Source organism: Bombilactobacillus sp. ESL1097 (genome assembly GCF_058107205.1).
Window position 1 is genome coordinate 692038 of sequence record NZ_JBYLUB010000001.1, and the last position, 23307, is coordinate 715344.

Consider the following 23307-nt stretch of genomic DNA (forward strand, 5'->3'; position numbering starts at 1 on the left):
ATGGCTAAAAATGAAGATGTTAAAAATGGAGTAATTTTTGGTAGTGGTGACAAAAATGATGCCTTTGCCCAATATTTTGTCGGACAAAGTTATTTAAAGAATTTAGTCTCAGATCCTGACGTGAACGTTGGTGTTGGCAACGTAACTTTTGAACCAGGTTGCCGTAATAATTGGCATATTCATCATGATGGCTTCCAAATTTTATTAGTTACTGGTGGCGAAGGTTGGTACCAAGAAGAAGGCAAACCAGCGCAACATCTAACCCCTGGTGATGTGGTTGTAACGCACGACGGCGTGAAGCATTGGCACGGTGCTACTGCCGATAGTTGGTTTGAACATCTGGCAATTACAGCTGGTACTCCTGAGTGGTTAGAACCAGTGTCTGATGAAATTTATGATGCTTTGGATACGAAGGAAGCTAAATAATGTCACAAAATATTACTGTAATTGGCGCTAATGGACAAATTGCACGGTTGGTTGAGCAGCATTATTTCAACCATGATCAAGTTAATTTAAAATTATTTGCTCGTAATGTGCAGCGTTTACCACAAGAATTTGCAGCGGCCAATAATGTTCAAATTATTGAAGGCGACGCCCGTAATTATAACGATGTTTTCAAAGCGGTAGCTGGTAGCGATTTAGTTTACGCTAATTTGGGTGGCGTCTTTACGCCGATGGTCCAAAATATTGTTCAAGCGATGAATGAACAACAAGTACGGCGGTTAATTCATGTGACTGGTTTAGGCTTGTATCATGAGGTACCAGATCCTTTTGGCACCTGGGTTGAAGAATCTTGTGGTCATGCGGTCATGGAAGATACCAGAGATGCAGCCAAGCTAATTGAAGAGAATGGTCAGTTAGACTATACGATTATTCGGGCAGGTTACATGTCGAATGCGCCGGTAGTTGATTATGAATTAACTCATCGTCATGAACCTTTTAAGGGAACGACCATTTCACGAGCCAGTATCGCCGATTTAATTGAACGAATGATTGATGATCCCACGCTGTTTGTCAATGATAGTTTGGGAATTGCCCAAGCAGGAACTGATGGTGCGACACCGGTTTACAAATAGGAGTCAATTAAATGACGAAAACTTATCGGATTGGTGAATTTGCGAAAGTTGTCCAAACCACGCCTTATACCTTGCGCTTTTATGAAAAGGAAGGTTTGCTGACTGTGCAAAAAGTTCATGGTCAGCGCTTGTATACGGACCAAGATGTTTTGTGGTATCAATTTCTGCAACATCTCAAAGGCGCGGGTTTTAGTTTGTTTGAAATGAAGCAATACGTGACTTGGCGGGCTCAAGGTGATGCCACGATTGGCAAACGCCAAGAGTTATTGCAAACTAAAAAGCGTGAGCTGGAAGCCAAAATCCAACAAGAACAAGAGCATTTACAAGTTGTTCAAGATAAAATTGATTTTTATGCAGCGTTAAAACAACATGCTATTACCGATGATTTTGAAACTTTTCGGCAACAGCGGCATGTAAATTAAAATAAAGGAAAACGTTTGGTAAATTGGCAAAATTTATACAAACGTTTTTTGAGTTTTCAATGTAAATGGTCGCATTTGGTAAGTGTCATTGCTTGAATTAGTCTAACTAGTTAAGATAGTTTTAAAAATAAATGAATAAAGGAGTGGGCAGTGATGATTAGTATCAAAGACGCAGCAACACAAACCGGACTCTCAGCTGACACGATTCGTTATTATGAAAAGCTGGGCTTATTACCCGAAGTCCGTCGTTCCAGTACAGGCATTCGTCAATTCGATGCGGCCGTTTTGAGTCGTTTAGCATTTATCAAAAAGATGCGACAAGCAGGAATGTCACTAGATAGTTTACAAAAATATATTAATTTATACCAATCGGCTGAGGATACAACGCAAGAACAATATCAACTATTAAAAGAACAACGGCAAATTATGGAGAATAAAAAGCAAGCTCTTCAGGTGGCAATTGATCACTTGGACTTTAAAATTCAACATTTTAGTGATCATGTTTTACCAGCGGAGGATCAATTGCACCGCTTAGAAAATGAACGTTTGTCTGAAATTATTAAAAAATAAAATTATTGCTTGTCTTGGAGTCAACTCCAAGTTGTATCTTAATGATAGTCAATCGTAATAATGCAAAGATCTTATGGATTGACGCTAATTTTAGATGCTCTTGAGGAGGATGTTGATAATGACAGAAGTAATGGTAGTCACGGGTGCTGGCCAAATTGGAATGGCCATTGCACGGCGCGTAGGTTTTGGCAAAAAGATTTTTTTAGGTGACAAAAATTCGGCGAATGCTCAGGCAATTGCGAAGACAATGACTGATGCGGGTTTTGATGTAACACCAGTGGAGATGGATTTAGCTAGTCGGACATCCATTCAAAATTTATTAACACAAGCACAAGCTAATGGCGAGATTACGATGGTTGTGAATGCGGCGGGGGTTTCACCAAGTCAAGCATCCATTGAAACGATTCTCAATGTTGATTTATACGGCACGGCTGTTTTGTTAGAAGAGGCGGGCAAAGTGATTGCACCCAATGGTGTCGGCGTAGTAATTTCTAGTCAATCGGGCCACCGAATGCCAGCCTTAACGCCACAACAGGATCGCCAATTAGCCATGACCGCGACTGAAGAATTGTTAGATCTAGACTTTTTGCAACCTGATCAAATTGAAGATTCCTTAAAAGCTTACCAATTGGCCAAACGGTGTAATGAAAAGCGCGTAATGGCCCAGGCCGTTGAATGGGGTAAAAAAGGAGCACGGATTAATGATATTGCCCCGGGGATTATTGTCACACCTTTAGCAATTGATGAGTTTAATGGGCAACGTGGTGATTTCTATAAGAATATGTTTGAGAAAAGTCCTGCTGGTCGCCCAGGAACGGCCGATGAAGTAGCCAATGTGGCAGAATTATTAATGAGTCCTGCTGGTCAATTTATCACGGGTTCCACATTTTTGATTGATGGTGGAGCAACTGCCTCTTATTACTATGGGTCTTTACAACCAGAAAATAAGTAAGAATTGAAGTGTGGCTGGGCGTTAAATTGTCATAGCTAAATCTGTTTTGCAAACGTTTTTTTGATATGCTATACTAAAAGAGTTAATTATAAGGATTGTTACTCGCTTTTTGAGGCATTACCTTTTCTATTTTGATGGAAAGGTAATGCCTCAAAAAGCGTTTTTTAGTTTCAAGGAAAGGATGTGTCTTTTTGCCATTTTGGAAAGTTCAACAAGCCTCAATTTTAGAAATTGCCGCACCCATTGCGGGCAAAGTTATCCCATTATCAGAAGTGGACGATGAAGTTTTTGCTCATAAAATGATGGGTGAAGGTTTGGCAATTCAACCGGCAGTAAGGGCTGATACCATCGTGGCTCCTGTCAATGGTCAAATTGTTGCTTTGCCGCCGTCGAAACATGCAATAGGAATTAAGGTCGCAAAATTTAAGTTGGAAATTTTAATCCATATTGGTTTAAACACGGTGACGTTAAATGGAGAAGGGTTTAAAGCCTTAGTTCAAGTCAATGATTATGTTACGCAGGGCTTCCCCTTGATTCGCTTTGATCCCCAATTAATGGCACAGCATCATTTAGACATGACTACAATCTTAATTTTTACTAAGGGTTATGATCAGCAGTTACATTTGGGAAAATTAGCGCATTCTTTGGTCAAACGTGGTCAAATCTTGTTGCGAACAGAATAATTTTGAGGGTAAAGTATGCTAGCAATTAAAAAAATTAATAATAATGTTGCATTATGTCGTGATAATGATGACCACGAATTAATTGCCTTTGGCAAAGGAATCGGTTTTCCAACCATGCCGTATGAAATCACAGATTTAAGCCGAGTAACGATGACTTTTTACAAATTAAATTCACAATATTTACAGTTGTTAACAGAATTGCCAGAAGATGTAGTGGCTGTTAGTTTACAGATTGTGCAACAAGCCCGTAGTTTAATTACCCGTCCGCTAAATCCGAATATTGTGTTCAGTTTAGCTGATCATATTAACTTTGCCATTATTCGATCACAAAAGCAGCAAAACGCATCTTTGTTGTATTCCTATGATATTGCACAATTCTATCCGCAAGAAACGGCAGTAGGTCAATACGCACTTCAATTGATTGAACAACAATTGCATGTCAAACTACCACCAGCAGAAATCACGGCGATTGCTACACACTTTTTAAATAGTCAAGAAGTCGTTAGTGATGGCACGATTCAGCAAGAACAAAAAGTGATTGAACAGGCATTAGATATTGTGGAGCGACACTTTAATATAAAGATTAATCACCAAAGCTTTACTTATAATCGATTTGTGGTGCATCTGAATTATTATTTACGTAGGTTGCAGCAAGCACAACAAATTGCTAGTAGTCAAACCGAAGGATTATATCAAGCTTTTCAAAAGCAATTTCCTGAAATTTATCAATGCGCCTGTGAAATTAGTAATGTGATTGATCAAGCTTATCAGACGGTTAGCAATCAATCAGAAAAGTTTTATTTAATGCTCTATATTCAGCGAATGGTGGATAATACTCAAGCAAAGGAGTAATTTGATGGTGAAGAGTAAAGAACAAACCAACCGTATTATTGCCCAGAAAGTCTTACAAGCAGTGGGCGGTAGTACTAATGTTGAGTCAGTAACACATTGTATGACACGCTTACGTTTTATTTTAAAAGACAACAGTTTGCCAGATGACCAAGCTGTGAACCAAATTGCTGGGGTCATTGGCGTCCGGCGTTCAGCGGGCCAATATCAAGTAATTATTGGGCAAACGGTGGACTTAGTGTACGACCAATTGTGCCAAATCGCTCATTTACAGACGACACCGCCCATTACAGAAAACCTCGATACTGAAAAAACGCAGTCTAAGTTAACTTGGAAAAGTATTGGCACAATTATCATGAACAAATTAGCTGGATGTTTAACACCCTTGATTCCAGTATTAGTTGCGGCTTCCATGTTTAAAATGTTTGCGGCCGTTTTAGGTCCGAGTATGTTAAATGTTTTAAGTGTTAATAGTGATACTTATCGTTTGTTCACGTTTGTTGGTGACGCTGGCTTTTATTTTTTCCCAATTTTAATTGGTTATACAGCCTCCAAACAATTTCATACGCAACCGTTAGTATCCATGTTCTTAGGTGCGATTATGTTACATCCAACATTAATTAAAATGGTCACTACCGGTAAACATTTTTCTGTTTTTGGCTTGCATATGCCATTGGTCAACTATAGTGCGACGATCATACCGATAATTTTGTCAGTATGGTTGATGTCTTATGTGGAACGTTTCTTGAAAAAATTTATTCCCGCTTCGTTAAGTACGATTTTTGTCCCCACATTAACGATCATTATCATGTTACCTATTACTTTATGTATTGTTGGCCCAGCTGGTGGCTTCATTGGCAAGTATATTTGTGACACAATCATTGGTTTTGGTAAATTAGGTGGTATTTGGAGCATTTTAGCGATTGCCATTATTGGTGCTGTTTGGGAGTTATTAGTAATGACGGGAATGCACTTAGTCTTAATTTGGGCAATGATGATGGTCATTGCCCAAAATGGTTTTGATAACTTTACGTTATTAGGATCTTTAGCCGCTAGTATGTCAGTAGCAGGTATGTGTATTGGCGCAGCGCTACGCTTGAAAAATAAGGATCAAAAAGCTTTAGCTTGGAGCTATTTTGTTGCTAGTTTTATTGGTGGCGTAACAGAACCCGCTTTGTACGGAATTGCGGTGCGCTATAAACGTAGCTTCTTAGGGATGATGATTGGCGGTTTTTGTGGGGGACTATATGCTGCCATTTGTCATATTAAAGGTTATGTTTTGGTGCCTGTGGCTAATTTTATGTCTTTGACGGCTTATGTTCATAATGATCCCACTAATTTGATTAATGGAATTTTGAGTGGGGTGATTGCAATCGTGGTGGCAGCTGTTGCAACTTACTTCATCGGTTTCCAGAGGAAAGATAATTCAGACACTAAAATTTCAGAATTAAAACCAGTGGAGGAATAAGCGATGAAAACTAAAATTATTGTAAGAGCGGATGATTTGGGTTACAGCGAAGCCGTTAATCTCGGAATTTTGAAAACTGTGCGCGATGGCATAATCAATAACATTGGTATTATGGTTAATATGCCCACTTCTAAAGCTGCAGTCCAATCATTGCTGAAGCTGACGCATAAACCGTTAGACTTGGGCTTACACGTAGTAATTTGTACTGGCCGTCCCGTTGTTAGCGCCGCTCAAGTGCCTAGTTTGACCACTGCTACTGGTGAATTTAAGCCATCCAAAGTTTATCGCAATTCCGTAAAAGATTTTGTTGATTTAGATCAAGCCGTTATCGAAATTGAAGCGCAGTATGCCCGTTTTGTCGAATTAGTAGGGCGTAAACCGGATTATTTTGAAGGTCATGCTGTGGTTAGTGACAACTTTGTTAAAGCGTTAAAAATTGTAGCGCAACGACATCAATTACGCTTTTTAGAATATCATTTTGACGACAGTCCGACGCTATTAAATCATCAAAAATTATATCTAGAAATGAAAAGCATGCAACCAAATTATAATCCTTGGAAAACCTTACAAACAGCGGCACTAACGCAGCATAATGATGGCTATGAAGTGATGGTTTGCCATCCAGGATATTTGGATGACTTTATTTTGACGCACTCTAGTTTGACGATTCCGCGAACACAAGAAGTTGCGATGCTGTGTGCTCCCCAGACTAAGATTTGGTTATGGGACCATGAGGTGGAGTTAATGCGCTATAGCCAAATTTAACCAATCATTAAATTAACTTGACTGGCTGTTGATTACAAAAAGTGAATAACCTCAAAATGGGCCTAGGCATAGGCCCATTTTTAATAGAATTGTTGTTACTTTTGATTGTTCAAATCAATATTTTCAAAGGCCTGATTGAGTAAAGTTATGTCATCTAAAATTTGTAACTGCTTGCTTGAGGGAACAGAGTTGAGTATTTGCTTGATCATTCGTAAACGTGTTTGCGTCAAACTGTGATTTAAAGTTTGACCGAGCTGGCTTAGTTGAACCTCACGTTTGCGTGAATCGTGCGTATTAATCTGTGTTGTAATCAACTCGGCACGTTCTAAGCGGTCAAGTTGACGGCTGATGGTGGAATGAGAAGCTCCCAAAAAATGTGCTAAGTTTTGGACATTGGTCGGCTGTTGGCGGGCAATGGTAGCAAACAAAGGAAATAATTTATAATCAAGTTGCACGTGCGCCGCTTTAATCAAAGCTTGGTCATTTTGGGGTTGATTAAAAAAATAAGCTAGTTCAATTAATTGTTCGTAAAAAGTTTGGATTTGTTGATTATTCATAATATCAATTATACTAAATTAACGTGCAAAATGCACGTAAGTATGCTATTCTTTTTGTGTGCAAAATGCACCTAAAAGGAGGACATTAATTATGCAAGCAGCGATAGTTCAACAACCAGGAATGGTTCCGGTACTGCAAGCAGTTGCTGAACCAACGGTTAATTCTCAGCAAGAAGTGATTGTTATGCCGCAAGCGAGTGCTTTAAGTACAGTTAGTAAAGCTCAGTCGATGGGCCAACATTATTCTAGTAGTGCCCAGTTTCCGCGGATTGCTGGTACTGAAGGCGTCGGACGTTTAGCTAATGGGCAAAGTGTTTATTTTGCTAAACCACGCTGGCCATATGGTTCCTTGGCAGAAAAAACAGTGGTTTCAAAACACTCGCTGATTCCGGTGCCTGCTAAATTAAATCCGATCATGGCGGCAGCAATTGCTAATCCGGGTATGAGTTCCTATGCAGCGTTAGTCTATCGTGCCCAAATTCAAACAGGTGATGTGGTCCTTATTAATGGAGCAACCGGTACTGCTGGAGCGTTAGCGGTACAAATGGCGTATGCTTTAGGGGCAGTAAGAGTTATTGCTTTAGGACGTAATGCAGAGAAACTAGCCCAAGTTGGTGCTGATGAGTACTTTTCCTTTGGAGATTATGATTTAACGGATGCTCAACAATTTGATCAATGTCAATTGGCATTGCAAGCAATCATTGCCCAAGCAACGATTGTCTTGGATTATTTGTGGGGAGCCAGTGCTGAGCTACTGTTAACAATCTTATCTCACAGCAAATCATCCCAAGCAATTAGATATGTAGAAATTGGTTCCACTGCGGGTCAACAAATTAGCTTGCCAGCGCCGCTTTTACGCTCCTTCAATATTCAACTCATAGGTTCGGGAATTGGTTCTTTGGCCCCAAAAGAACTTTTTACTTCCATTCAAAAAGTTTTTACTTTAGCGTCTCAGAAGCAATGGACGGTCCCAATCAAGCAATATTCATTGCCGGAACTGGCGCAAGCTTGGCAAGCACCTAATGCTCCACGAGCTGTGATTAAAATTGCAGATTGAATTTAAAAAAGGCTTGTAGTTTGAAGATAACAGTGTTATCTTTTTTCTAGGAGGCTTGATATGAAAGATAATCAAACGAAAGCACAATTGTTAGATTGTGCGGTGCAATTACTTCAAGAAGATAACTTGGAGTCATTATCTTTACGTAAATTGTCACAAAAACTAGGTTTAACGACAGGAGCTTTTTACAAACATTTTAAAAATAAAACTGAATTATTGACTTTGGCAATGCAGAGACTGTCACAACAGATTACACAACAATTTGAGCAACAAATTGGCTCGTTGGCAGAGCTTGATGCCCAAGAAAAGTTAGTTCAATTAGGAAAGTTTTTTGTAGAATATTTTGTCCAGCACCCCCAGTTAGTTAATGCCTTATTTTTTAGTGAGATAGGTAAAGCAGCGTTACAGCAAACTAACGGTCAATTCGCGTTATTAAATTTGACTAGACAGTTAATTCATCAAATCAATGTTAATTCAGATATTTCTGATGATGCTTTATTTGTGCAGACGTGGTCATTTATTCAAGGCTACGCTTTGTTAGTACAAAAGCAGGTAGTTAGTTTAGATTTAACGTTGATTCGCCAGACTTTATGTGCATTTATGCAAGGAGAAAATTAATGGCCCCCGTAATCGTTATTTATTGTCATCCCTATCCCAATAGTTTCAATCATGCGGAATTAGAAGCTGTTCAAACTAATCTGCAGCAACATCACCAGCCTTTTGAAGTGATTGATTTGTACCAAGATCAATTTCAACCATATTATGATCAAGAAGAGTTACGTTTATATCATACTGGTGCCAGTCATGATCCGTTAACGCAAAAATATTTACACTTATTACAAGCAGCGCAAGGATTAATCTTTATTACGCCAGTTTGGTGGAACACACTGCCCGGAATGTTAAAAGGTTTTATTGACAAGGTCATGAAAGAAGGCCCTGGTTTATCACATACCGTGACCAAGTATGGCATTCATGGGGAACTCAAAAATTTACGGCAAGCGTATGTTTTAACGACTTCCACATCACCGACTTTTTATTTGAAATGGTTTTGTGGCGATGATATTCAAAAGGTTTTTGTTAAAAAAACTTTGAAACAAGTTGGCGTTAAACATGGTCATTGGCAAAACTTTGGGAGAATCTCTAATTCGACTCTAGAACGCCGGCAGCGATATTTACAGCAGTTGGTTCAGACAACATTTAAGTTTTAAAAGCAGCTTGGCAAGCACTTTACTTTACGAAAAGATTACTCACCTTTTACAATAAGTTTAGATATAATAGGGGGCATGAAGATGAGTAATGATGGTAAAATGAATCAAGCTAAAGGTAAAATCAATGAAAGTGTTGGTAAAGTCGTCGGCGATGATTCCAAAGAACTCAAAGGTAAGGCCGAACAAGCTTTGGGTAAAGCTAAAGATCAGCTGGAAGATGCGAAAGACGACGTTTCTAAAAAAATCAATGAAAAAATTGATAAGCATAAACAGGATTAGTGCTTTATACTAATACTGAGATTATGAACTGTGGCAAAACGGTCTAACTGTTTGGAGGTCACAGTTTCTTTTTAATTAAGGGGGCCGAATTTTTGAAGACGTTAATTATTGTTGCTCATCCCCAGCTTGACAATTCCGCAACGCAACAATTTTTAAAACAAGGAGCTGCTATCGCTCAGGCAACTTGGCATGAAGTAAGTGCAACACAATCAACTTCCAGTGTGCAAGAACAGCAGTTACTACAACAAGCTGACCGAATTATTTTTCAGTTTCCACTCTATTGGTACACAATGCCGGCGCAATTGAAACAATGGCAGGATCACTACTTGACGACGAAATTTATTGAACAAAAACTAATCGGTAAACAATTAGGAGTAGTGGTCTCAACGGGTTTACCACAAACAGCGTTTCAAGCTGGAGGGCGCGTAGGCTTTAGCTTAGATCAATTACTAACGCCCCTACAAGCCTTGGCGCGCCAAGCGCAAATGATTTGGCTGTCAGTGTTTCCAATTTATCAATTTGCTTACTTAAATGAAGCCGAACAACAGCAATTATTGATGGATTATCAGCGTTATTTAAGCCAAGACCAACCAGATTCTTTAATTAAGCGTAGTCAATGGTATTTACAACAACTAACCCAATTGAACGCAACTGCAACTAATCCGCTGATTGATTTACTACAGGAACAATTGAGTCAAAATTTGTTACAACTAGAAACCAGTAACGATACCTTAAAATTAATTAAAGCAGGTGAAACAGATAATCTTGAATGATAATAATCAATGGGCCGTTGCGCAATTAGAGCAATTAATTCAGCAGGAGCCACAATATGAAAAACGAGCTTTTTGGCGCGGCTTAACTACTTTAATCAAAGAGCAAGATCGGAGATTGCAGCAACTACAATCAGAGATCGATGGTCGTTTATGGAATCATGATCAATGGTAATAATCTGTTAAACAGTTTTTAGACATGAAGCTATCACCAAAAGAAAAAGGTGGTTACACAATTCGGGGCAATTTTTGTTCCCACACGTTAAATGTGGTAAGATTAAAAATAAATAAATTTTAATTGCTTGGTGATTATGATTATGAAGAAAAAAACAATGAAAGCAATGCTTAAAAAATCTAAATCTGTTACGCGTCCCCAAATTACGGCGCAGTTAACTTTTTCTAATGGTCGGATACTTAATGTGCCGGTATATGCTGATGATCAGGCAGCAATTGATCATTTGAAGCAGCAATTGCGTGATAAAGATGGCAACTTTACGGATGTCCAAGGTCGAGATTATGACCTACGCAGTTTAGTACACTATGAATTTTTAGATTAATTAAATTTAGTTGACGAACCAATATTTTTTTTGTACAATTAAACAGTTGTAATTGTGCTACCACAGCTGCAACCGCACATGACTAGGTTAAAGCTTAACAGCGCCTAGTGTGGCGAGTCTAAGAATGGAGGTGTACAAATGTACGCAATTATTAAAACTGGCGGCAAGCAATACAAGGTTGAAGAAAACAAAGCCATCTTTGTAGAAAAGCTTGATGTCCAAGAAGGTCAAGAAGTAACTTTTGATCAAGTTCTTTTGATTGGTAGTCGTTCGATTACTATTGGAACTCCTACAATTGAAGGTGCTAAGGTTACTGGTACTGTTGAAAAGCAAGGCCGGGAAAAGAAAGTTATTACTTACAAGTATAAGCCTAAGAAACATTCCCATACTAAAAAGGGTCATCGTCAACCTTATACTAAAGTTGTAATTAAAAAGATTGAAGCTTAAAGATGATTCAAGCAACTTTTGTTTGTAATTCAGCTAAGCAATTAACAAAGTTTGTGATTGAAGGTCATGCCGATTCTGGCCCTTATGGTCAAGATATTGTTTGTGCAGCCGTCTCAGTGATTGGACTGGGAACGATTAATTCGCTTCAAACTGTGGCTCAAGTTAAGCCACAGGTTAATAGTGAAGCACAAAGTGGTGGTTATTTAGAATGTCAGGTTGATTATTCTCAAATTACTGCGCATGATCAATTGGTTCAAACACAAACTTTAATGGCTAATTGTTATCAGATATTACACTCGTTAGTTGACAATTACGGAGATTTTATCCGGGTTGATTTAAAACAAGAAACAGTTGGGAGGTAACAATTATGTTAGAAATGAATTTACAGTTCTTCGCTCACCATAAGGGGGGCGGTTCAACTGCCAATGGTCGTGATTCTGCTGGTCGGCGTTTAGGTGCTAAGAGTGCTGATGGCCAAAGAATTAATGCTGGAACTATTATTTATCGGCAACGTGGAACCAAGATTCATCCTGGTGCTAATGTTGGTCGCGGTAGCGATGATACATTATTTGCTTTAAAGCCAGGCGTGGTTAAGTTTGAACGTCTTGGTCGTGATAAGAAGCAAGTTTCAGTGATTACTGAAGATTAAATTAAAGAAGCCGCGTGAGCGGCTTTTTTTAAACTATCAAGTTTTAATTGGGTTTATGATATAATAAATTAGTATAGTAAAGACTACTGAAAATAATTATAAAAATTTTCAAAAATGTTTTTTTGTTTTATGCACAATTTTATAACACAGGAGTTTATGATGATTTCAGTTAATGAATTTAAAAATGGTTTAACAATTCAAGTTAATGGTGAATTATGGCGGATTGTTGAATTTCAGCATGTCAAGCCTGGTAAAGGTAGTGCTTTTGTTCGTTCCAAATTAAAAAATTTGCGTTCCGGGGCCGTTCAAGAAAAGACTTTCCGTTCCACTGAAAAAGTTGAACAAGCTCAAATTGACAATAAAAAGATGCAGTATCTCTATGCCGACGGTGATAATTATGTCTTTATGGACACTAATACCTATGAACAATTATCACTACCCCGGGAAAATATGGGTGATGCTTTAAATTATTTAGTGGAAAATATGGAAGTTAATGTCATTATGCATGATGGTGAGACATTAGGAATTGATATTCCAAACGTTGTGGACCTGAAAGTGGCCGCTACGGAGCCGGGCATTAAAGGTGACACTGCTTCTGGTGGTAGTAAGCCAGCTACGATGGAAACTGGTTTGGTTGTGCAAGTGCCATTTTTCGTTAATGAAGGCGATGTTTTGACTATCAATACAGTTGATGGTAGTTACAGTTCACGGGCCAATAAATAATTGTAATTTGGATTAAGGAGGCTTTGGGATGACTGATGGTAAATATTTACAAATAGCACCAACACAAGCCAATGAATTAGGACAAATTCATGTGGCAACAGATGTCTTGGAAGTTTTGTTGGGTATTGCAGCTACACAAGTTGCCGGTGTTTATGAAATGCGCGGTACGTTAGCGAATAATATCAATTCGTTGTTAGGTCGGCAAAATCGTGCGCAAGGTGTCCGGGTTTCTTATGATGAACAAACGCAGCAGTTAATTGCCGATGTTTATGTCTATTTAGAATATGGTGTATCAGTTCCTAAAGTAGCCAATGATTTACAGAAATCTCTTAGTCAACAATTACAATTTATGACGGATCTAACAATGGCCCAAGTAAATGTGCATGTGGTTGGTTTAATGGCTAAGAAGAATGATAGTTCAGAAAAATTAGCTAAAATTTAATCCAGAAAGTGGCGTGGAAGTGACTTTAAATAGACATAATGTACGGGAAATTGCTTTTCAAACTTTGTTTTTGATAGATTCTTTACCCGATCAAGATATTGATGCGGCTTTACAGGAAGTTTTGAGTTTACAGAATATAACAGAAGCGCCGGCTTATTTAGATTTTTTAGTACGTGGTGTTGTTGAACATATTAGTGAACTAGACGAACAGTTAAGTCAACATCTCAAAAAGGGCTGGTCTTTAAAGCGGATCAGTCGTAGTGACGTGAACTTGATGCGTTTAGGATTATTCGAAATTTTGTATAGTCCGGCAGTTCCTGTAAAAGTAGCAATGAATGAAACACTAGAATTGACAGAGCAGTTCAGTGAACCACAATCAAAAAAATTTATTAATGGGGTGCTCTCTCATTTCCTGGATCAGTCACCGACTGAACCAAAGTAAGGTGCTGGTAAAACAGCACCTTTTTTGAAATTATGTTAAAGCTGCTTAAACAAGCAAGCTTTTAATACTCAGAATTTAAAACCAACAGATTTAAAGACTTAAAGGAGGAACAGCAATGGTTGTCATAATGGATGGTAAACAAGCTGCCCAACAAGCTGATCAACAGTTTGCCCAGCAAGTTCAGGATTTGAAGCAACACAATGTTATCCCAGGGTTAGCTGTTGTTTTAGTAGGAGATAATTCAGCGAGCAAAATTTATGTTCGTAATAAAAAACGACGAGCTGAAAAAATCGGCATTAATTATCAGCTATATCATTTGCCGGCTGATGTTAGTCAAAGTGAAGTGTTAGCTTTAATTAAACGCCTAAACCAAGCCGCAGACATTGATGGCATTTTAGTACAAATGCCTTTGCCCGCACAAATAGATGCTGATTTGGTAATGAATACCATTGCGGTACAAAAAGATGTTGATGGTTTTGGCTTATTAAATATTGGACGTTTGTGGTCCGGAGAGGCGGGCAATTTTCCCGCAACACCGCGCGGCATTTTGCGGTTGTTACATGATTATCAGATCCCCATTGCGGGCCAACATGCTGTGGTAGTAGGACGCAGTAATATTGTTGGTAAACCAATGGCTGGTTTGTTATTGCGCGAAAATGCTACCGTTACGATGGCGCATTCCCATACACAAAATTTACAAGTATTGACCAAAACTGCGGATATTTTAATCGTGGCCATTGGCCAGGCGGAGTATATTACGGCTGATTTTGTTAAACCCGGAGCGGTAGTCATTGATGTAGGGATGGATCATAATGCCGCTGGTAAATTAGTCGGCGATGTTGACTTTGCTACAGTGCAAGAAGTAGCCGGTTATTTGACGCCAGTACCCGGTGGCGTAGGGCCCATGACCATTACTGGTTTGTTAGAGCAAGTGATTACTTTAGCACAACAGAGGGTAGCAGTTTGAGTACACCAGAATATTTGACAGTTAGCGCGCTAACACAGTATTTAAAACGTAAATTTGATTTGGATCCCTATTTAAATCGTCGGGTTTATTTAACCGGCGAAATTTCTAATTTTCGACTGCGTCCGCGCCATCAATATTTTTCACTCAAAGATGCGCATGCTAAGATTTCTGCCATTATGTTTCAGAATGCTTTTCAAAAATTAAAATTTACTCCTGAAGAAGGCATGAAAGTCTTAGTTTGCGGTCGTATTTCCATTTATGAAGCAACAGGGCAATATCAAATTTATGTAGAACAAATGCAACCCGATGGTGTTGGTGCCTTGTATCAGGCTTTTGAACAGTTAAAGCAAAAATTACAAAAAGAAGGCATTTTTGCTTTACCGAAACAAAAGATTGCTCCTTTTCCACAAAGAATTGCCGTCATTACGAGTCCTTCAGGGGCCGTGATTCGTGATATTATAACGACTGTTCACCGCCGTTATCCGATTGCCCAATTAGTTTTATTTCCCGCCCAAGTTCAAGGTGATAGTGCCGCGGCGAGTTTAGTCCAGCGCTTAGAGCAAGTTAATCAACTAGGAAATTTTGATACGATTATTATGGGCCGTGGTGGTGGTTCAATTGAAGATCTCTGGCCTTTTAATGAAGAAGTAGTCGCGCGGGCGGTTGTGGCTTCCAAAATTCCGGTGATTTCGTCAGTTGGTCATGAGACAGATACGACGATTACAGATTATGTAGCTGATTTACGAGCACCAACGCCGACCGCCGCCGCTGAATTAGCCACGCCGGTTTTGAGTGAAGTATTGGCTGATTTGCGTCAAAGCAAGGTGCAAATGTATCAAGCAGTTAAGCAAATTTTAGTGCGTAAACACCAAGAACTAGTTCGTTATCAAAATAGCTATTTATTTCAAAATCCACAAACCTTGTATCAAGAGTATTTACAACGCGTGGATCAATTAATCACAGCTTTAAAAGACGCAATGTTGCAATTATTAAAAGAACAACAGCATCGCTTAAAGTTGTTGCAGCAGAGCTTACGATATCAACAACCCCAATTAGTAGTCCCAGTACAACAAGTAGCGAACTTAAAACGTAATTTAAAGCAAAATTATCATAATTATCTGGAGCAACGATCCCAACAAGTCATGGGCTTGATTAATTTGTTAGAGGATTTAAGCCCGTTAAAAACGTTAACTCGCGGTTATGCTGTGGTGCAAAAGCAAACCCAAGTCGTGACTAGTGTGCAACAAATTCAAGCTCAAGAACAAGTGCAAATTCAACTCCAAGACGGTAGCTTGACAGCCACTGTCACAGAAGTGAAGGAAGGTCAACATGACGGAAAAAAAGCAAAGTTTTGAAGAAAGTTTAGCCAGCCTGCAGCAGATTGTTGAACATTTACAAAGTGGTGACGTACCTTTAGAAGAAGCCATGGATCAATTTCAAACAGGTGTCGCTTTAAGTAAAAAATTGGAGCAAACTTTAACACAAGCGCAGGAAAAATTAACTAAAGTAATGAGTGAAGATGGTCAAGAGACTGATTTTCAATTAAATGCACAAACAAAGCAGGATAAGACAACTGATGAATAAATTTGAAATTTTGCAAAAGCAGTTATTAGTTCCATTTAATGAATTTTTAGAGCAGCAGTTAACTAAAGAAATACAACAACCGCAATTACGAGCAGGGATGTTATATTCTTTACAAGCTGGTGGTAAACGGTTGCGCCCTCTTTTGTTTTTGGCAACCTTACAAGCGGTGCAGATTAACCAAGACATTGAGTTAACGAACTATTTTAAAATTGCGGGCGCTTTAGAGTTGGTGCATACCTATTCGTTAATCCATGATGATTTACCAGAAATGGACAATGATGACTATCGGCGTGGACAATTAACTAATCATAAGCGTTTTACAACGGGACGCGCGGTTTTAGCGGGTGATGGTTTGTTAACTCATGCTTTTGTTTGGCTGACAGACAATGGTTTACCCACAGCTATTCAAGCTCAATTAGTTTATACGTTGGCTAAAGCGGCTGGTGTCCAAGGCATGGTTGCTGGGCAAATGACGGATGTAGTACAAACAGGTCATAGCTTGACCGTAGAGCAAATCACCCAATTGGATCGGCAAAAAACGGGGGCTTTAATTCAAGCTAGTGTGGAAATGGGAGCAATTTGCTTAGAGCTACCAGTAGACGTTAAACAACATTTGATTGCGTTTGCCCAAAATTTTGGCTTGGCTTTTCAAATTTATGATGATTTACTAGATATAGTTGGTGATCAAACTACTTTAGGTAAAGCAGTTGGCAAAGATCAATTAGTAGGTAAAAATACTTATCCAGCAATTTTGGGTGTTCAAAAGGCCCAAACCAAACTGCAACAAGTTATAACAACGGCTCAACAGGAATTAGCGGCCATTGCTTTAGCAGATAGTTGTTTAGCTGATTCTTTAGCTTATTTCCAATTGGAGGATCAATAATGGCTGCTAATAAAGAACGGGTGGATGTTTTAGTCGTTAACCAAGGTTTAACTGCTTCAAGAGAACAAGCAAAACGCTCAATTATGGCTGGTGAAGTTTATAACGCAGATAATTTGCGTTTAGATAAACCCGGAGAAAAAATTGCGAGTGATACCCAACTCCATTTAAAGACCTTAAAACATCAACAATATGTCGGTCGCGGGGCTTTAAAATTGGCGAAAGCCATTAAAGTGTTTAAGATCGACTTAAAGGATTTATTGTGTCTGGATATTGGTGCTTCGACTGGTGGTTTTACAGATGTAGCTTTACAAAATGGAGCGCGGCGAGTCTATGCGTTAGATGTTGGCTACAATCAGTTAGCTTGGAAATTACGGACTGATCCACGGGTAGAAGTTATGGAACGGGTGAACTTTCGTTATAGTCAACCACAGGATTTTGCCCAAGGATTGCCAGAATTTGCAATGACGGATGTTTCTTTTATCTCATTGAAATTAATTTTGCCACCCTTGACCAAAATTCTATTACCAGATCATGATGTCGTTTGTTTGATTAAACCACAATTTGAAGCAGGCAAAGAAAATGTTGGCAAGCACGGAATTGTTCGTGATCCACAAGTTCATCGCCAAGTATTACAAGATATCTTAAGCTTTGCCACGGCCCACAATTTTGATGTTTTAGGTTTGGATTATTCACCGATTACTGGTAGTGGTGGGAATATTGAATTTCTAGTTCATTTGCAATTACGCCAAACGACAGGGACTATTGCACCAACAGTACAAATTGAGCAAGTTTTAACGCAAGCATATCAACAATTGAAGTCACATTAGTGAGGGATCCAAATGTTGCAAGAGTTAATTATTCAAGATTTTGCGATTATTAAGCGGATAGATGTTCATTTTCATCAAGGATTGACGGCATTAACTGGTGAAACAGGAGCCGGCAAGTCCATTATTATTGATGCATTAGGATTATTAATTGGGCAACGTGGTTTGAGCGAATATGTGCGTCACGGTGCTGATAAGGCGTTAGTTCAAGGTATGTTTACAATTGAACCGGATAACCAGGCAGTTATCGCCAATTTTTGTCAAAACCTTGGTTTGGATTTTAGTGAGCATAGTTTAATTGTGAAACGCGAGTTGCACCAAAACGGGCGCAATGTTTGTCGTATTAATGATCAGTTAGTGCCAGTAACTACCTTAAAACAATTGGGGCAATATTTAGTAGATATTAGTGGTCAAAATCAAAGTCAGCAACTATTGAATCCCCATAGTCATGTACATTTGTTAGATCAATTCGGTGGTTCTGCAACACTAACGAGTTTAAAACAATACCAACATACTTATCAAAAGTATCAACAATTACAACAGCAGTATCAAGATTTACAGCAAAATCAACAACAACGTGCCCAACAAATAGATATGCTCCAGTTCCAAATTAAAGAAATTACCGCTGCACAGCTACAGCCTGGTGAAGAAGAAGAGTTATTAGCTCAAGAGCAGCAATTGGCTAATTTTGAGAAAATTAATACGGCTTTGAATAATACTTATCAGTTATTAGCCGGCGGTGAACGTAATTTGCTTGATCAGTTGAATCAAGCCGTGCAAGAGATGCAAACTATTAGCGACTTAAGTACCAATTTTTCCGAAATAGAGCAAGAATTGTCCGGTGCTTACTATGATTTACAAGATAGTCAAGAACAGTTAGCTCGACAGCTAGATGAACAGGATTTTGATCCACAAAAATTACAAGCGACCGAAGAACGCTTGCAATTAATTCATAACTTAGAACAAAAATATGGAACTAATATTTCGGATATTTTGCAATTTGGTGAACACGCACAACAACAGTTAACGCAGTTACAAGCCCAGCTGGTTGATCCACAAAAGTTGCAAACACAGCTGCAATCATTGCGGCAGACTCTTCAGCAACAAGCGGCGGTTTTAAATCAAAATCGCCAACAAGCAGCTCATCAGTTAACTAAACAAGTGATGAAACAATTACAGGCCATGTATATGGAAAATACGCTGTTTAAAGTTCAATTTACACCACAGGATTTTACGCTTCAGGGGAATCAATTAGTTGAATTTTATTTGCAAACTAATCCTGGAGAAGGTCTAAAACCATTGGCTAAAATTGCTTCCGGTGGGGAATTGGCGCGAATTATGTTAGCACTTAAAACAATTTTAGCGCGCTATCAACATGTAGAAACATTGGTCTTTGATGAAATAGATACTGGAGTTAGTGGGCGTGTGGCGCAAGCGATTGGTGATCAAATGCGCCAGTTATCACAAACGTTGCAAGTCTTATGTATTACGCATTTACCGCAGGTGGCTGCCAATAGTGTTCACCAATATTTGGTACAAAAACAAGTGCAAGCTGATCAAACAACCACGACGGTTGAGTCATTAACGTACAATCAACGCATTGAAATCATTGCACAAATGTTAGAGGGAACCAAAGTCACGGCAATTACGCGTCAACATGCGGCCGAGTTATTGACCTTAGCACAAAAAATTTAACGAGAACTAGCACCCCCTTGAAAAAGAACTGAAAATGGTGCATTATGTTAAGTAAAATAATTCGTGATTATTAAAGTAAAAGGATGTTTATATGGCTTCAGGAAAAGGTATGTTAATTGTGCTGTCCGGTCCGTCAGGAGTAGGTAAAGGGACTGTGCGTAAGGCAATTTTACAAGATTCGGCAATTCAATTTAAGTATTCAGTTTCGATGACTACTCGCGAAAAGCGTGCCGGTGAACAGGAAGGCGTTGATTACTTTTTTCGAACCAATGAGGAGTTTGAAGCAGAAATCGCTAACGGCGGTATGCTAGAGTACGCGAAGTACGTTGATCATTATTACGGAACACCATTAAGTTATGTTCAACAAACTTTAAATGCTGGAATTGATGTTTTTTTGGAAATTGAAGTCAATGGTGCCATGCAGGTTCGCCAAAAGATGCCGGATGGGGTATTTATTTTTTTGACGCCGCCCGACTTAGCTAGTTTACGGAGTCGGATTATCAATCGTGGTTCTGAAGATCAGACAACGATTGATAAGAGAATGGAAAAAGCTAGACAGGAAATTAAAATGATGTCAAACTATGATTATGCAGTAGTTAATGACGAAGTTCCCAAAGCTGTCCAGCGGATTGAACAGATTGTTCGTAGTGAGCACTTACGAGTGCCTCGAGTGATTGGTAGTTATAAAAAAATGATTGGAGCTAACTAAAATGATTTCTTATCCCTCAATTGATAAATTATTAGAGCAGGTTAATTCGCGTTATTCTTTGGCTGTTTTGTCGGCCAAGCGGGCGCATGAAATTGATGATGGTGATGTGGAGATGTTAAGTAGTTATGAGTCTCCACGTTCAGTTGGTAAAGCTTTGGAAGAAATTGCGGATAATAAAATTAAAGTTGATCCGCAATCAATTCTTAGTGAACGTAGTGCAGAGCGGATTGATTATCTGGAAGAAGCTGAACATGAACGTTTAGAAGATTTTAAAAAGGGAATGTAATGCTACTCCATTCAGATGAACTCTGATGGAGTTTTTTAATAGTTGATGGGAGTGAAGTGTGCTTGTATGCTCAAGTAATTGTCGATGTACCCACTAAGCAAACTGACCATACATTTGACTATTTAATACCACCTGCTTGGCAAGGGTTAGTTTTGCCCGGAATGCGTGTAAGTGTTCCGTTTGGACGTTCAGGACGATTAGTGCAGGGCTTTGTTCTGGCAGTTCAAGCAGAAAGTGCGTTTACGGGTAAAGTTAAGCAGATTGTGGCAGTTTTTGATTTAAAACCAGTTTTAAATACAGAATTATTACAATTGTCCGAATGGTTGGCGCAAAATACGTTTGCTTTTCGGATTTCTTGTTTACAGACAATGTTACCTAACGTTATGCGCTCTAAAACACAAAAATTGGCCGTTTCGTTAGACCCTATTGTGACTAACTCAGATTTGTTTAACCAAAAACCAGTATTAGCTTTAAATACACAGTTAACACCAGCCAACCAAAAACAATTAATTCTTTGGCAACAGCAAGGCTTAATTCAAATACAATATCGTTTAAAGAATCAAGCACATCATTTAACTCAATTAGTTTTAAAACGGCGCCCGCTTGATTATGCAGCTTTGCTGAAACAATTAACACCGAGAGCAACCCAACAGCGCAAATTATTACAACTATTTGTGGATAGTGAGCAGCAATTTTTTAGTTATCGTCAGCTGCAACATGATTACCAAATAAGTAATGCAACGATTAATGCGGCCTTAAAAAAAGGTTGGTTTGATAAAGATCAGGTACTTTTACGGCGGCAGCCGCAAACTTTAGCAGTTCAAAGAACTACTCCGAAACAATTAACCCCTGAACAAAAACAAGCTGTAGAACAGATTATTCAAGGTCCAATTAAACCTACCTTGCTGGAGGGAGTTACTGGTAGCGGTAAAACTGAAGTTTATCTGCAACTAATTCAATATTATTTACAACAAGGTAAAACCGCATTAATGTTAGTCCCAGAAATTGCACTGACTCCACAAATGGTGCAACGAGTACAAGAGCGTTTTGGGCAGCAAACCGCAGTTTTGCATAGTGGTTTGTCACAAGGCGAACGGTATGATGAATGGCAAAGAATTCAAGATGGAACTGCTCAAGTAGTTGTCGGAGCTCGTTCAGCAGTGTTTGCACCTCTAACAAACATTGGCATTATTATTATTGATGAAGAGCATGAAGCTAGTTATAAGCAGTCAGATAATCCCCGCTATCATGCACGGGATGTGGCGCTCTGGCGTGGGGAGTATCATCATTGTCCCGTGGTTTTGGGCAGTGCAACTCCCAGTTTAGAGTCGCGAGCTCGGGGGCAAAAAAAAGTTTATAATTTGGTACGCTTAACTAAGCGAGTTCATGATCAACCGTTACCACCTGTGCAAATTGTTGATTTAAGAGACTCACAGCAATTGTCCAAGTATTTAGACTTATCAAAACCGTTACTGCAAGCAGTGCAAACTAATTTATTACAGCATCAACAAACCATTTTACTGTTAAATCGGCGCGGGTTTGCCGCTTATTTACTTTGTCGTCAATGTGGTTTCGTACCTAATTGTCCTAATTGTGATATTTCATTGACAGTTCATTTAAAAGAGCACCGGTTATTGTGCCATTATTGTGGTTATCAGGAACCAATTTATCAAAGTTGTCCGCAATGTGGTAGCAAAAAATTAAAATTTGATGGAACTGGAACCCAAAAGGTGGAACAAGAATTAGCAGAATTGTGGCCGCAGGCCCGAATTATTCGCATGGATAATGATACAACTAATAAAAAGGGTGCTCATCAGCGTTTGTTAAGTGAATTTGAACAACATGGTGATATTTTACTCGGGACACAAATGATTGCTAAAGGTTTGGATTTTCCTAATGTAACTTTGGTAGGAGTGATTAATGCGGATACGGGTCTAGCGACGAGTGATTTTCGTGCTAGTGAACGGACTTTTCAATTATTAACGCAAGTTAGTGGTCGCGCCGGTCGTGCTCACAAAGCAGGCCGAGTACTGATTCAGAGTTATAATCCGGATCATTATGCCATTCAATTAGCTGCGCAACAAAATTATGAGCAGTTTTACCAGCGGGAAATGGTTTTTCGACATCAGGCTGGTTATCCACCATATTTTTATTTAATCAAGATTAGTATTTCACATAAATCTCAAGCAGCCGCTTTAAAGATGGCTTATAATATAGCTAAGCAGTTAAAACCGCTACTGCTGCAGCGTGAACAGTTATTAGGACCTACACAGCCAGCAATTGGCCGGATTGATAACCATTACTATTATCAGATTGTTATTAAATATCGTAAAAATGCCGCTTTATTTAAAAAATTAAATCAAATTATGAATAGTGTTCAAATTGATCATCGCCAAGGTTTTTTAGTAGCCATTGATCATGAACCTCAGCAATTGGAGTAGAA

Annotated in this window: 32 protein-coding genes and 1 other annotated feature; of the genes, 31 read left to right on the plus strand and 1 reads right to left on the minus strand. The window is 38.9% G+C overall.

Translation table 11 applies throughout. The annotated features are described in order from the left end of the window. The 9 genes from AC3B6D_RS03360 (at position 1) to AC3B6D_RS03400 (ending at position 6785) form a co-directional block, all read left to right on the plus strand. Entirely contained in the window at positions 1-426 is a 426-nt protein-coding gene (locus tag AC3B6D_RS03360; RefSeq protein ID WP_489757479.1) for a cupin domain-containing protein, read from the plus strand. After that, complete coding sequence (locus AC3B6D_RS03365) at positions 426-1076, plus strand: NAD(P)H-binding protein (protein ID WP_489774906.1); 651 nt, start codon at positions 426-428, stop codon at positions 1074-1076. Before AC3B6D_RS03360 ends, AC3B6D_RS03365 begins: the two co-directional genes overlap by 1 nt. Before the next feature lie 11 nt (positions 1077-1087). After that, positions 1088-1498: a MerR family transcriptional regulator gene (locus AC3B6D_RS03370; RefSeq protein WP_489757481.1), complete on the plus strand. Its 411-nt coding sequence runs from the start codon at positions 1088-1090 to the stop codon at positions 1496-1498. Positions 1499-1651: 153 nt separating this feature from the next. After that, positions 1652-2068, plus strand: a complete 417-nt coding sequence (locus tag AC3B6D_RS03375) for a MerR family transcriptional regulator (protein WP_489769040.1) — start codon at positions 1652-1654, stop codon at positions 2066-2068. Positions 2069-2177: 109 nt separating this feature from the next. Further along, entirely contained in the window at positions 2178-3020 is an 843-nt protein-coding gene (locus AC3B6D_RS03380; RefSeq protein ID WP_489774907.1) for an SDR family oxidoreductase, read from the plus strand. Positions 3021-3211: 191 nt separating this feature from the next. Beyond that, positions 3212-3703, plus strand: coding sequence for a PTS sugar transporter subunit IIA (locus AC3B6D_RS03385; RefSeq protein WP_489774908.1), 492 nt, complete (start codon positions 3212-3214; stop codon positions 3701-3703). A 15-nt stretch (positions 3704-3718) separates the two neighbouring features. Further along, positions 3719-4555: a PRD domain-containing protein gene (locus tag AC3B6D_RS03390; RefSeq protein WP_489774909.1), complete on the plus strand. Its 837-nt coding sequence runs from the start codon at positions 3719-3721 to the stop codon at positions 4553-4555. A gap of 4 nt (positions 4556-4559) precedes the next feature. Beyond that, on the plus strand, positions 4560-6020 hold the full coding sequence (locus AC3B6D_RS03395; RefSeq protein ID WP_489774910.1) for a PTS transporter subunit EIIC: 1461 nt from the start codon (positions 4560-4562) through the stop codon (positions 6018-6020). A gap of 3 nt (positions 6021-6023) precedes the next feature. Further along, positions 6024-6785 carry a ChbG/HpnK family deacetylase gene (locus AC3B6D_RS03400; RefSeq protein WP_489757487.1) on the plus strand — a complete coding sequence of 254 codons (762 nt, stop codon included), beginning with the start codon at positions 6024-6026 and terminating at the stop codon, positions 6783-6785. 95 nt (positions 6786-6880) lie between these two features. Here the strand turns inward: AC3B6D_RS03400 and AC3B6D_RS03405 are convergent, their stop codons facing one another. After that, complete coding sequence (locus AC3B6D_RS03405) at positions 6881-7342, minus strand: MarR family winged helix-turn-helix transcriptional regulator (protein WP_489757488.1); 462 nt, start codon at positions 7340-7342, stop codon at positions 6881-6883. A gap of 91 nt (positions 7343-7433) precedes the next feature. On the opposite strand from AC3B6D_RS03405, the gene AC3B6D_RS03410 reads away from it, so the two are divergent. The 22 genes from AC3B6D_RS03410 (at position 7434) to priA (ending at position 23305) form a co-directional block, all read left to right on the plus strand. After that, a complete protein-coding gene (locus AC3B6D_RS03410; RefSeq protein WP_489757489.1) occupies positions 7434-8399 on the plus strand; it encodes a quinone oxidoreductase family protein in 966 nt (321 codons plus the stop codon). A gap of 60 nt (positions 8400-8459) precedes the next feature. After that, complete coding sequence (locus tag AC3B6D_RS03415; protein ID WP_489757490.1) at positions 8460-9017, plus strand: TetR/AcrR family transcriptional regulator; 558 nt, start codon at positions 8460-8462, stop codon at positions 9015-9017. After that, the gene (locus AC3B6D_RS03420; RefSeq protein WP_489757491.1) at positions 9017-9607 is read left to right on the plus strand and encodes an NAD(P)H-dependent oxidoreductase; all 591 of its coding nucleotides are present in this window, start codon (positions 9017-9019) and stop codon (positions 9605-9607) included. Before AC3B6D_RS03415 ends, AC3B6D_RS03420 begins: the two co-directional genes overlap by 1 nt. An 81-nt stretch (positions 9608-9688) precedes the next feature. Further along, the gene (locus tag AC3B6D_RS03425) at positions 9689-9886 is read left to right on the plus strand and encodes a CsbD family protein (RefSeq protein WP_489757492.1); all 198 of its coding nucleotides are present in this window, start codon (positions 9689-9691) and stop codon (positions 9884-9886) included. Between the two features lie 92 nt (positions 9887-9978). After that, positions 9979-10659, plus strand: coding sequence for an NAD(P)H-dependent oxidoreductase (locus AC3B6D_RS03430; protein WP_489757493.1), 681 nt, complete (start codon positions 9979-9981; stop codon positions 10657-10659). After that, positions 10652-10831 carry a hypothetical protein gene (locus tag AC3B6D_RS03435; protein ID WP_489757494.1) on the plus strand — a complete coding sequence of 60 codons (180 nt, stop codon included), beginning with the start codon at positions 10652-10654 and terminating at the stop codon, positions 10829-10831. The genes AC3B6D_RS03430 and AC3B6D_RS03435 overlap by 8 nt, the downstream gene beginning before the upstream one ends. Positions 10832-10973: 142 nt before the next feature. Beyond that, entirely contained in the window at positions 10974-11213 is a 240-nt protein-coding gene (locus AC3B6D_RS03440) for a hypothetical protein (RefSeq protein ID WP_489757495.1), read from the plus strand. Between the two features lie 60 nt (positions 11214-11273). Then, positions 11274-11343, plus strand: a sequence feature (ribosomal protein L21 leader region). Between the two features lie 8 nt (positions 11344-11351). Next, positions 11352-11660: a 50S ribosomal protein L21 gene (gene rplU / locus AC3B6D_RS03445; RefSeq protein WP_489757496.1), complete on the plus strand. Its 309-nt coding sequence runs from the start codon at positions 11352-11354 to the stop codon at positions 11658-11660. Between the two features lie 2 nt (positions 11661-11662). After that, a complete protein-coding gene (locus AC3B6D_RS03450; protein WP_489757497.1) occupies positions 11663-12022 on the plus strand; it encodes a ribosomal-processing cysteine protease Prp in 360 nt (119 codons plus the stop codon). Between the two features lie 5 nt (positions 12023-12027). After that, positions 12028-12309 carry a 50S ribosomal protein L27 gene (rpmA, locus tag AC3B6D_RS03455; RefSeq protein ID WP_489755942.1) on the plus strand — a complete coding sequence of 94 codons (282 nt, stop codon included), beginning with the start codon at positions 12028-12030 and terminating at the stop codon, positions 12307-12309. 159 nt (positions 12310-12468) lie between these two features. Further along, on the plus strand, positions 12469-13032 hold the full coding sequence (gene efp, locus AC3B6D_RS03460) for an elongation factor P (protein ID WP_489757498.1): 564 nt from the start codon (positions 12469-12471) through the stop codon (positions 13030-13032). Between the two features lie 28 nt (positions 13033-13060). Further along, positions 13061-13474 (plus strand): Asp23/Gls24 family envelope stress response protein, encoded by a 414-nt coding sequence (locus AC3B6D_RS03465; RefSeq protein ID WP_489757499.1) that lies wholly within the window; start codon positions 13061-13063, stop codon positions 13472-13474. Between the two features lie 19 nt (positions 13475-13493). Next, positions 13494-13916: a transcription antitermination factor NusB gene (nusB, locus tag AC3B6D_RS03470; protein WP_489774911.1), complete on the plus strand. Its 423-nt coding sequence runs from the start codon at positions 13494-13496 to the stop codon at positions 13914-13916. Between the two features lie 115 nt (positions 13917-14031). Further along, a complete protein-coding gene (locus tag AC3B6D_RS03475) occupies positions 14032-14883 on the plus strand; it encodes a bifunctional 5,10-methylenetetrahydrofolate dehydrogenase/5,10-methenyltetrahydrofolate cyclohydrolase (RefSeq protein ID WP_489757501.1) in 852 nt (283 codons plus the stop codon). Further along, a complete protein-coding gene (gene xseA / locus AC3B6D_RS03480) occupies positions 14880-16238 on the plus strand; it encodes an exodeoxyribonuclease VII large subunit (RefSeq protein ID WP_489769029.1) in 1359 nt (452 codons plus the stop codon). Before AC3B6D_RS03475 ends, xseA begins: the two co-directional genes overlap by 4 nt. Next, entirely contained in the window at positions 16213-16467 is a 255-nt protein-coding gene (locus AC3B6D_RS03485; protein ID WP_489757503.1) for an exodeoxyribonuclease VII small subunit, read from the plus strand. The genes xseA and AC3B6D_RS03485 overlap by 26 nt, the downstream gene beginning before the upstream one ends. Beyond that, positions 16460-17350, plus strand: a complete 891-nt coding sequence (locus tag AC3B6D_RS03490) for a polyprenyl synthetase family protein (RefSeq protein WP_489774912.1) — start codon at positions 16460-16462, stop codon at positions 17348-17350. The genes AC3B6D_RS03485 and AC3B6D_RS03490 overlap by 8 nt, the downstream gene beginning before the upstream one ends. Further along, on the plus strand, positions 17350-18177 hold the full coding sequence (locus AC3B6D_RS03495; RefSeq protein ID WP_489774913.1) for a TlyA family RNA methyltransferase: 828 nt from the start codon (positions 17350-17352) through the stop codon (positions 18175-18177). Before AC3B6D_RS03490 ends, AC3B6D_RS03495 begins: the two co-directional genes overlap by 1 nt. 12 nt (positions 18178-18189) lie before the next feature. Continuing rightward, on the plus strand, positions 18190-19869 hold the full coding sequence (recN, locus tag AC3B6D_RS03500; RefSeq protein ID WP_489774914.1) for a DNA repair protein RecN: 1680 nt from the start codon (positions 18190-18192) through the stop codon (positions 19867-19869). Positions 19870-19960: 91 nt separating this feature from the next. After that, the gene (gene gmk / locus AC3B6D_RS03505; protein ID WP_489774915.1) at positions 19961-20578 is read left to right on the plus strand and encodes a guanylate kinase; all 618 of its coding nucleotides are present in this window, start codon (positions 19961-19963) and stop codon (positions 20576-20578) included. A gap of 1 nt (position 20579) precedes the next feature. Next, complete coding sequence (gene rpoZ, locus AC3B6D_RS03510) at positions 20580-20864, plus strand: DNA-directed RNA polymerase subunit omega (RefSeq protein ID WP_489757508.1); 285 nt, start codon at positions 20580-20582, stop codon at positions 20862-20864. A 56-nt stretch (positions 20865-20920) separates the two neighbouring features. Further along, on the plus strand, positions 20921-23305 hold the full coding sequence (gene priA / locus AC3B6D_RS03515) for a primosomal protein N' (RefSeq protein WP_489774916.1): 2385 nt from the start codon (positions 20921-20923) through the stop codon (positions 23303-23305). Positions 23306-23307 lie beyond the last annotated feature (2 nt).

Excerpts from the sequence above, each read along its gene's own strand:
- AC3B6D_RS03360 (WP_489757479.1), top strand. The coding sequence starts at position 1 with ATGGCTAAAAATGAAGATGTTAAAAATGGAGTAATTTTTGGTAGTGGT.
- AC3B6D_RS03365 (WP_489774906.1), top strand. The coding sequence starts at position 426 with ATGTCACAAAATATTACTGTAATTGGCGCTAATGGACAAATTGCACGG.
- AC3B6D_RS03370 (WP_489757481.1), top strand. The coding sequence starts at position 1,088 with ATGACGAAAACTTATCGGATTGGTGAATTTGCGAAAGTTGTCCAAACC.
- AC3B6D_RS03375 (WP_489769040.1), top strand. The coding sequence starts at position 1,652 with ATGATTAGTATCAAAGACGCAGCAACACAAACCGGACTCTCAGCTGAC.
- AC3B6D_RS03380 (WP_489774907.1), top strand. The coding sequence starts at position 2,178 with ATGTTGATAATGACAGAAGTAATGGTAGTCACGGGTGCTGGCCAAATT.
- AC3B6D_RS03390 (WP_489774909.1), top strand. The coding sequence starts at position 3,719 with ATGCTAGCAATTAAAAAAATTAATAATAATGTTGCATTATGTCGTGAT.
- AC3B6D_RS03395 (WP_489774910.1), top strand. The coding sequence starts at position 4,560 with ATGGTGAAGAGTAAAGAACAAACCAACCGTATTATTGCCCAGAAAGTC.
- AC3B6D_RS03400 (WP_489757487.1), top strand. The coding sequence starts at position 6,024 with ATGAAAACTAAAATTATTGTAAGAGCGGATGATTTGGGTTACAGCGAA.
- AC3B6D_RS03405 (WP_489757488.1), bottom strand. The coding sequence starts at position 7,342 with ATGAATAATCAACAAATCCAAACTTTTTACGAACAATTAATTGAACTA.
- AC3B6D_RS03410 (WP_489757489.1), top strand. The coding sequence starts at position 7,434 with ATGCAAGCAGCGATAGTTCAACAACCAGGAATGGTTCCGGTACTGCAA.
- AC3B6D_RS03415 (WP_489757490.1), top strand. The coding sequence starts at position 8,460 with ATGAAAGATAATCAAACGAAAGCACAATTGTTAGATTGTGCGGTGCAA.
- AC3B6D_RS03420 (WP_489757491.1), top strand. The coding sequence starts at position 9,017 with ATGGCCCCCGTAATCGTTATTTATTGTCATCCCTATCCCAATAGTTTC.
- AC3B6D_RS03425 (WP_489757492.1), top strand. The coding sequence starts at position 9,689 with ATGAGTAATGATGGTAAAATGAATCAAGCTAAAGGTAAAATCAATGAA.
- AC3B6D_RS03440 (WP_489757495.1), top strand. The coding sequence starts at position 10,974 with ATGAAGAAAAAAACAATGAAAGCAATGCTTAAAAAATCTAAATCTGTT.
- rplU (WP_489757496.1), top strand. The coding sequence starts at position 11,352 with ATGTACGCAATTATTAAAACTGGCGGCAAGCAATACAAGGTTGAAGAA.
- AC3B6D_RS03450 (WP_489757497.1), top strand. The coding sequence starts at position 11,663 with ATGATTCAAGCAACTTTTGTTTGTAATTCAGCTAAGCAATTAACAAAG.
- rpmA (WP_489755942.1), top strand. The coding sequence starts at position 12,028 with ATGTTAGAAATGAATTTACAGTTCTTCGCTCACCATAAGGGGGGCGGT.
- efp (WP_489757498.1), top strand. The coding sequence starts at position 12,469 with ATGATTTCAGTTAATGAATTTAAAAATGGTTTAACAATTCAAGTTAAT.
- AC3B6D_RS03465 (WP_489757499.1), top strand. The coding sequence starts at position 13,061 with ATGACTGATGGTAAATATTTACAAATAGCACCAACACAAGCCAATGAA.
- AC3B6D_RS03475 (WP_489757501.1), top strand. The coding sequence starts at position 14,032 with ATGGTTGTCATAATGGATGGTAAACAAGCTGCCCAACAAGCTGATCAA.
- AC3B6D_RS03485 (WP_489757503.1), top strand. The coding sequence starts at position 16,213 with ATGACGGAAAAAAAGCAAAGTTTTGAAGAAAGTTTAGCCAGCCTGCAG.
- AC3B6D_RS03490 (WP_489774912.1), top strand. The coding sequence starts at position 16,460 with ATGAATAAATTTGAAATTTTGCAAAAGCAGTTATTAGTTCCATTTAAT.
- AC3B6D_RS03495 (WP_489774913.1), top strand. The coding sequence starts at position 17,350 with ATGGCTGCTAATAAAGAACGGGTGGATGTTTTAGTCGTTAACCAAGGT.
- recN (WP_489774914.1), top strand. The coding sequence starts at position 18,190 with ATGTTGCAAGAGTTAATTATTCAAGATTTTGCGATTATTAAGCGGATA.
- gmk (WP_489774915.1), top strand. The coding sequence starts at position 19,961 with ATGGCTTCAGGAAAAGGTATGTTAATTGTGCTGTCCGGTCCGTCAGGA.
- rpoZ (WP_489757508.1), top strand. The coding sequence starts at position 20,580 with ATGATTTCTTATCCCTCAATTGATAAATTATTAGAGCAGGTTAATTCG.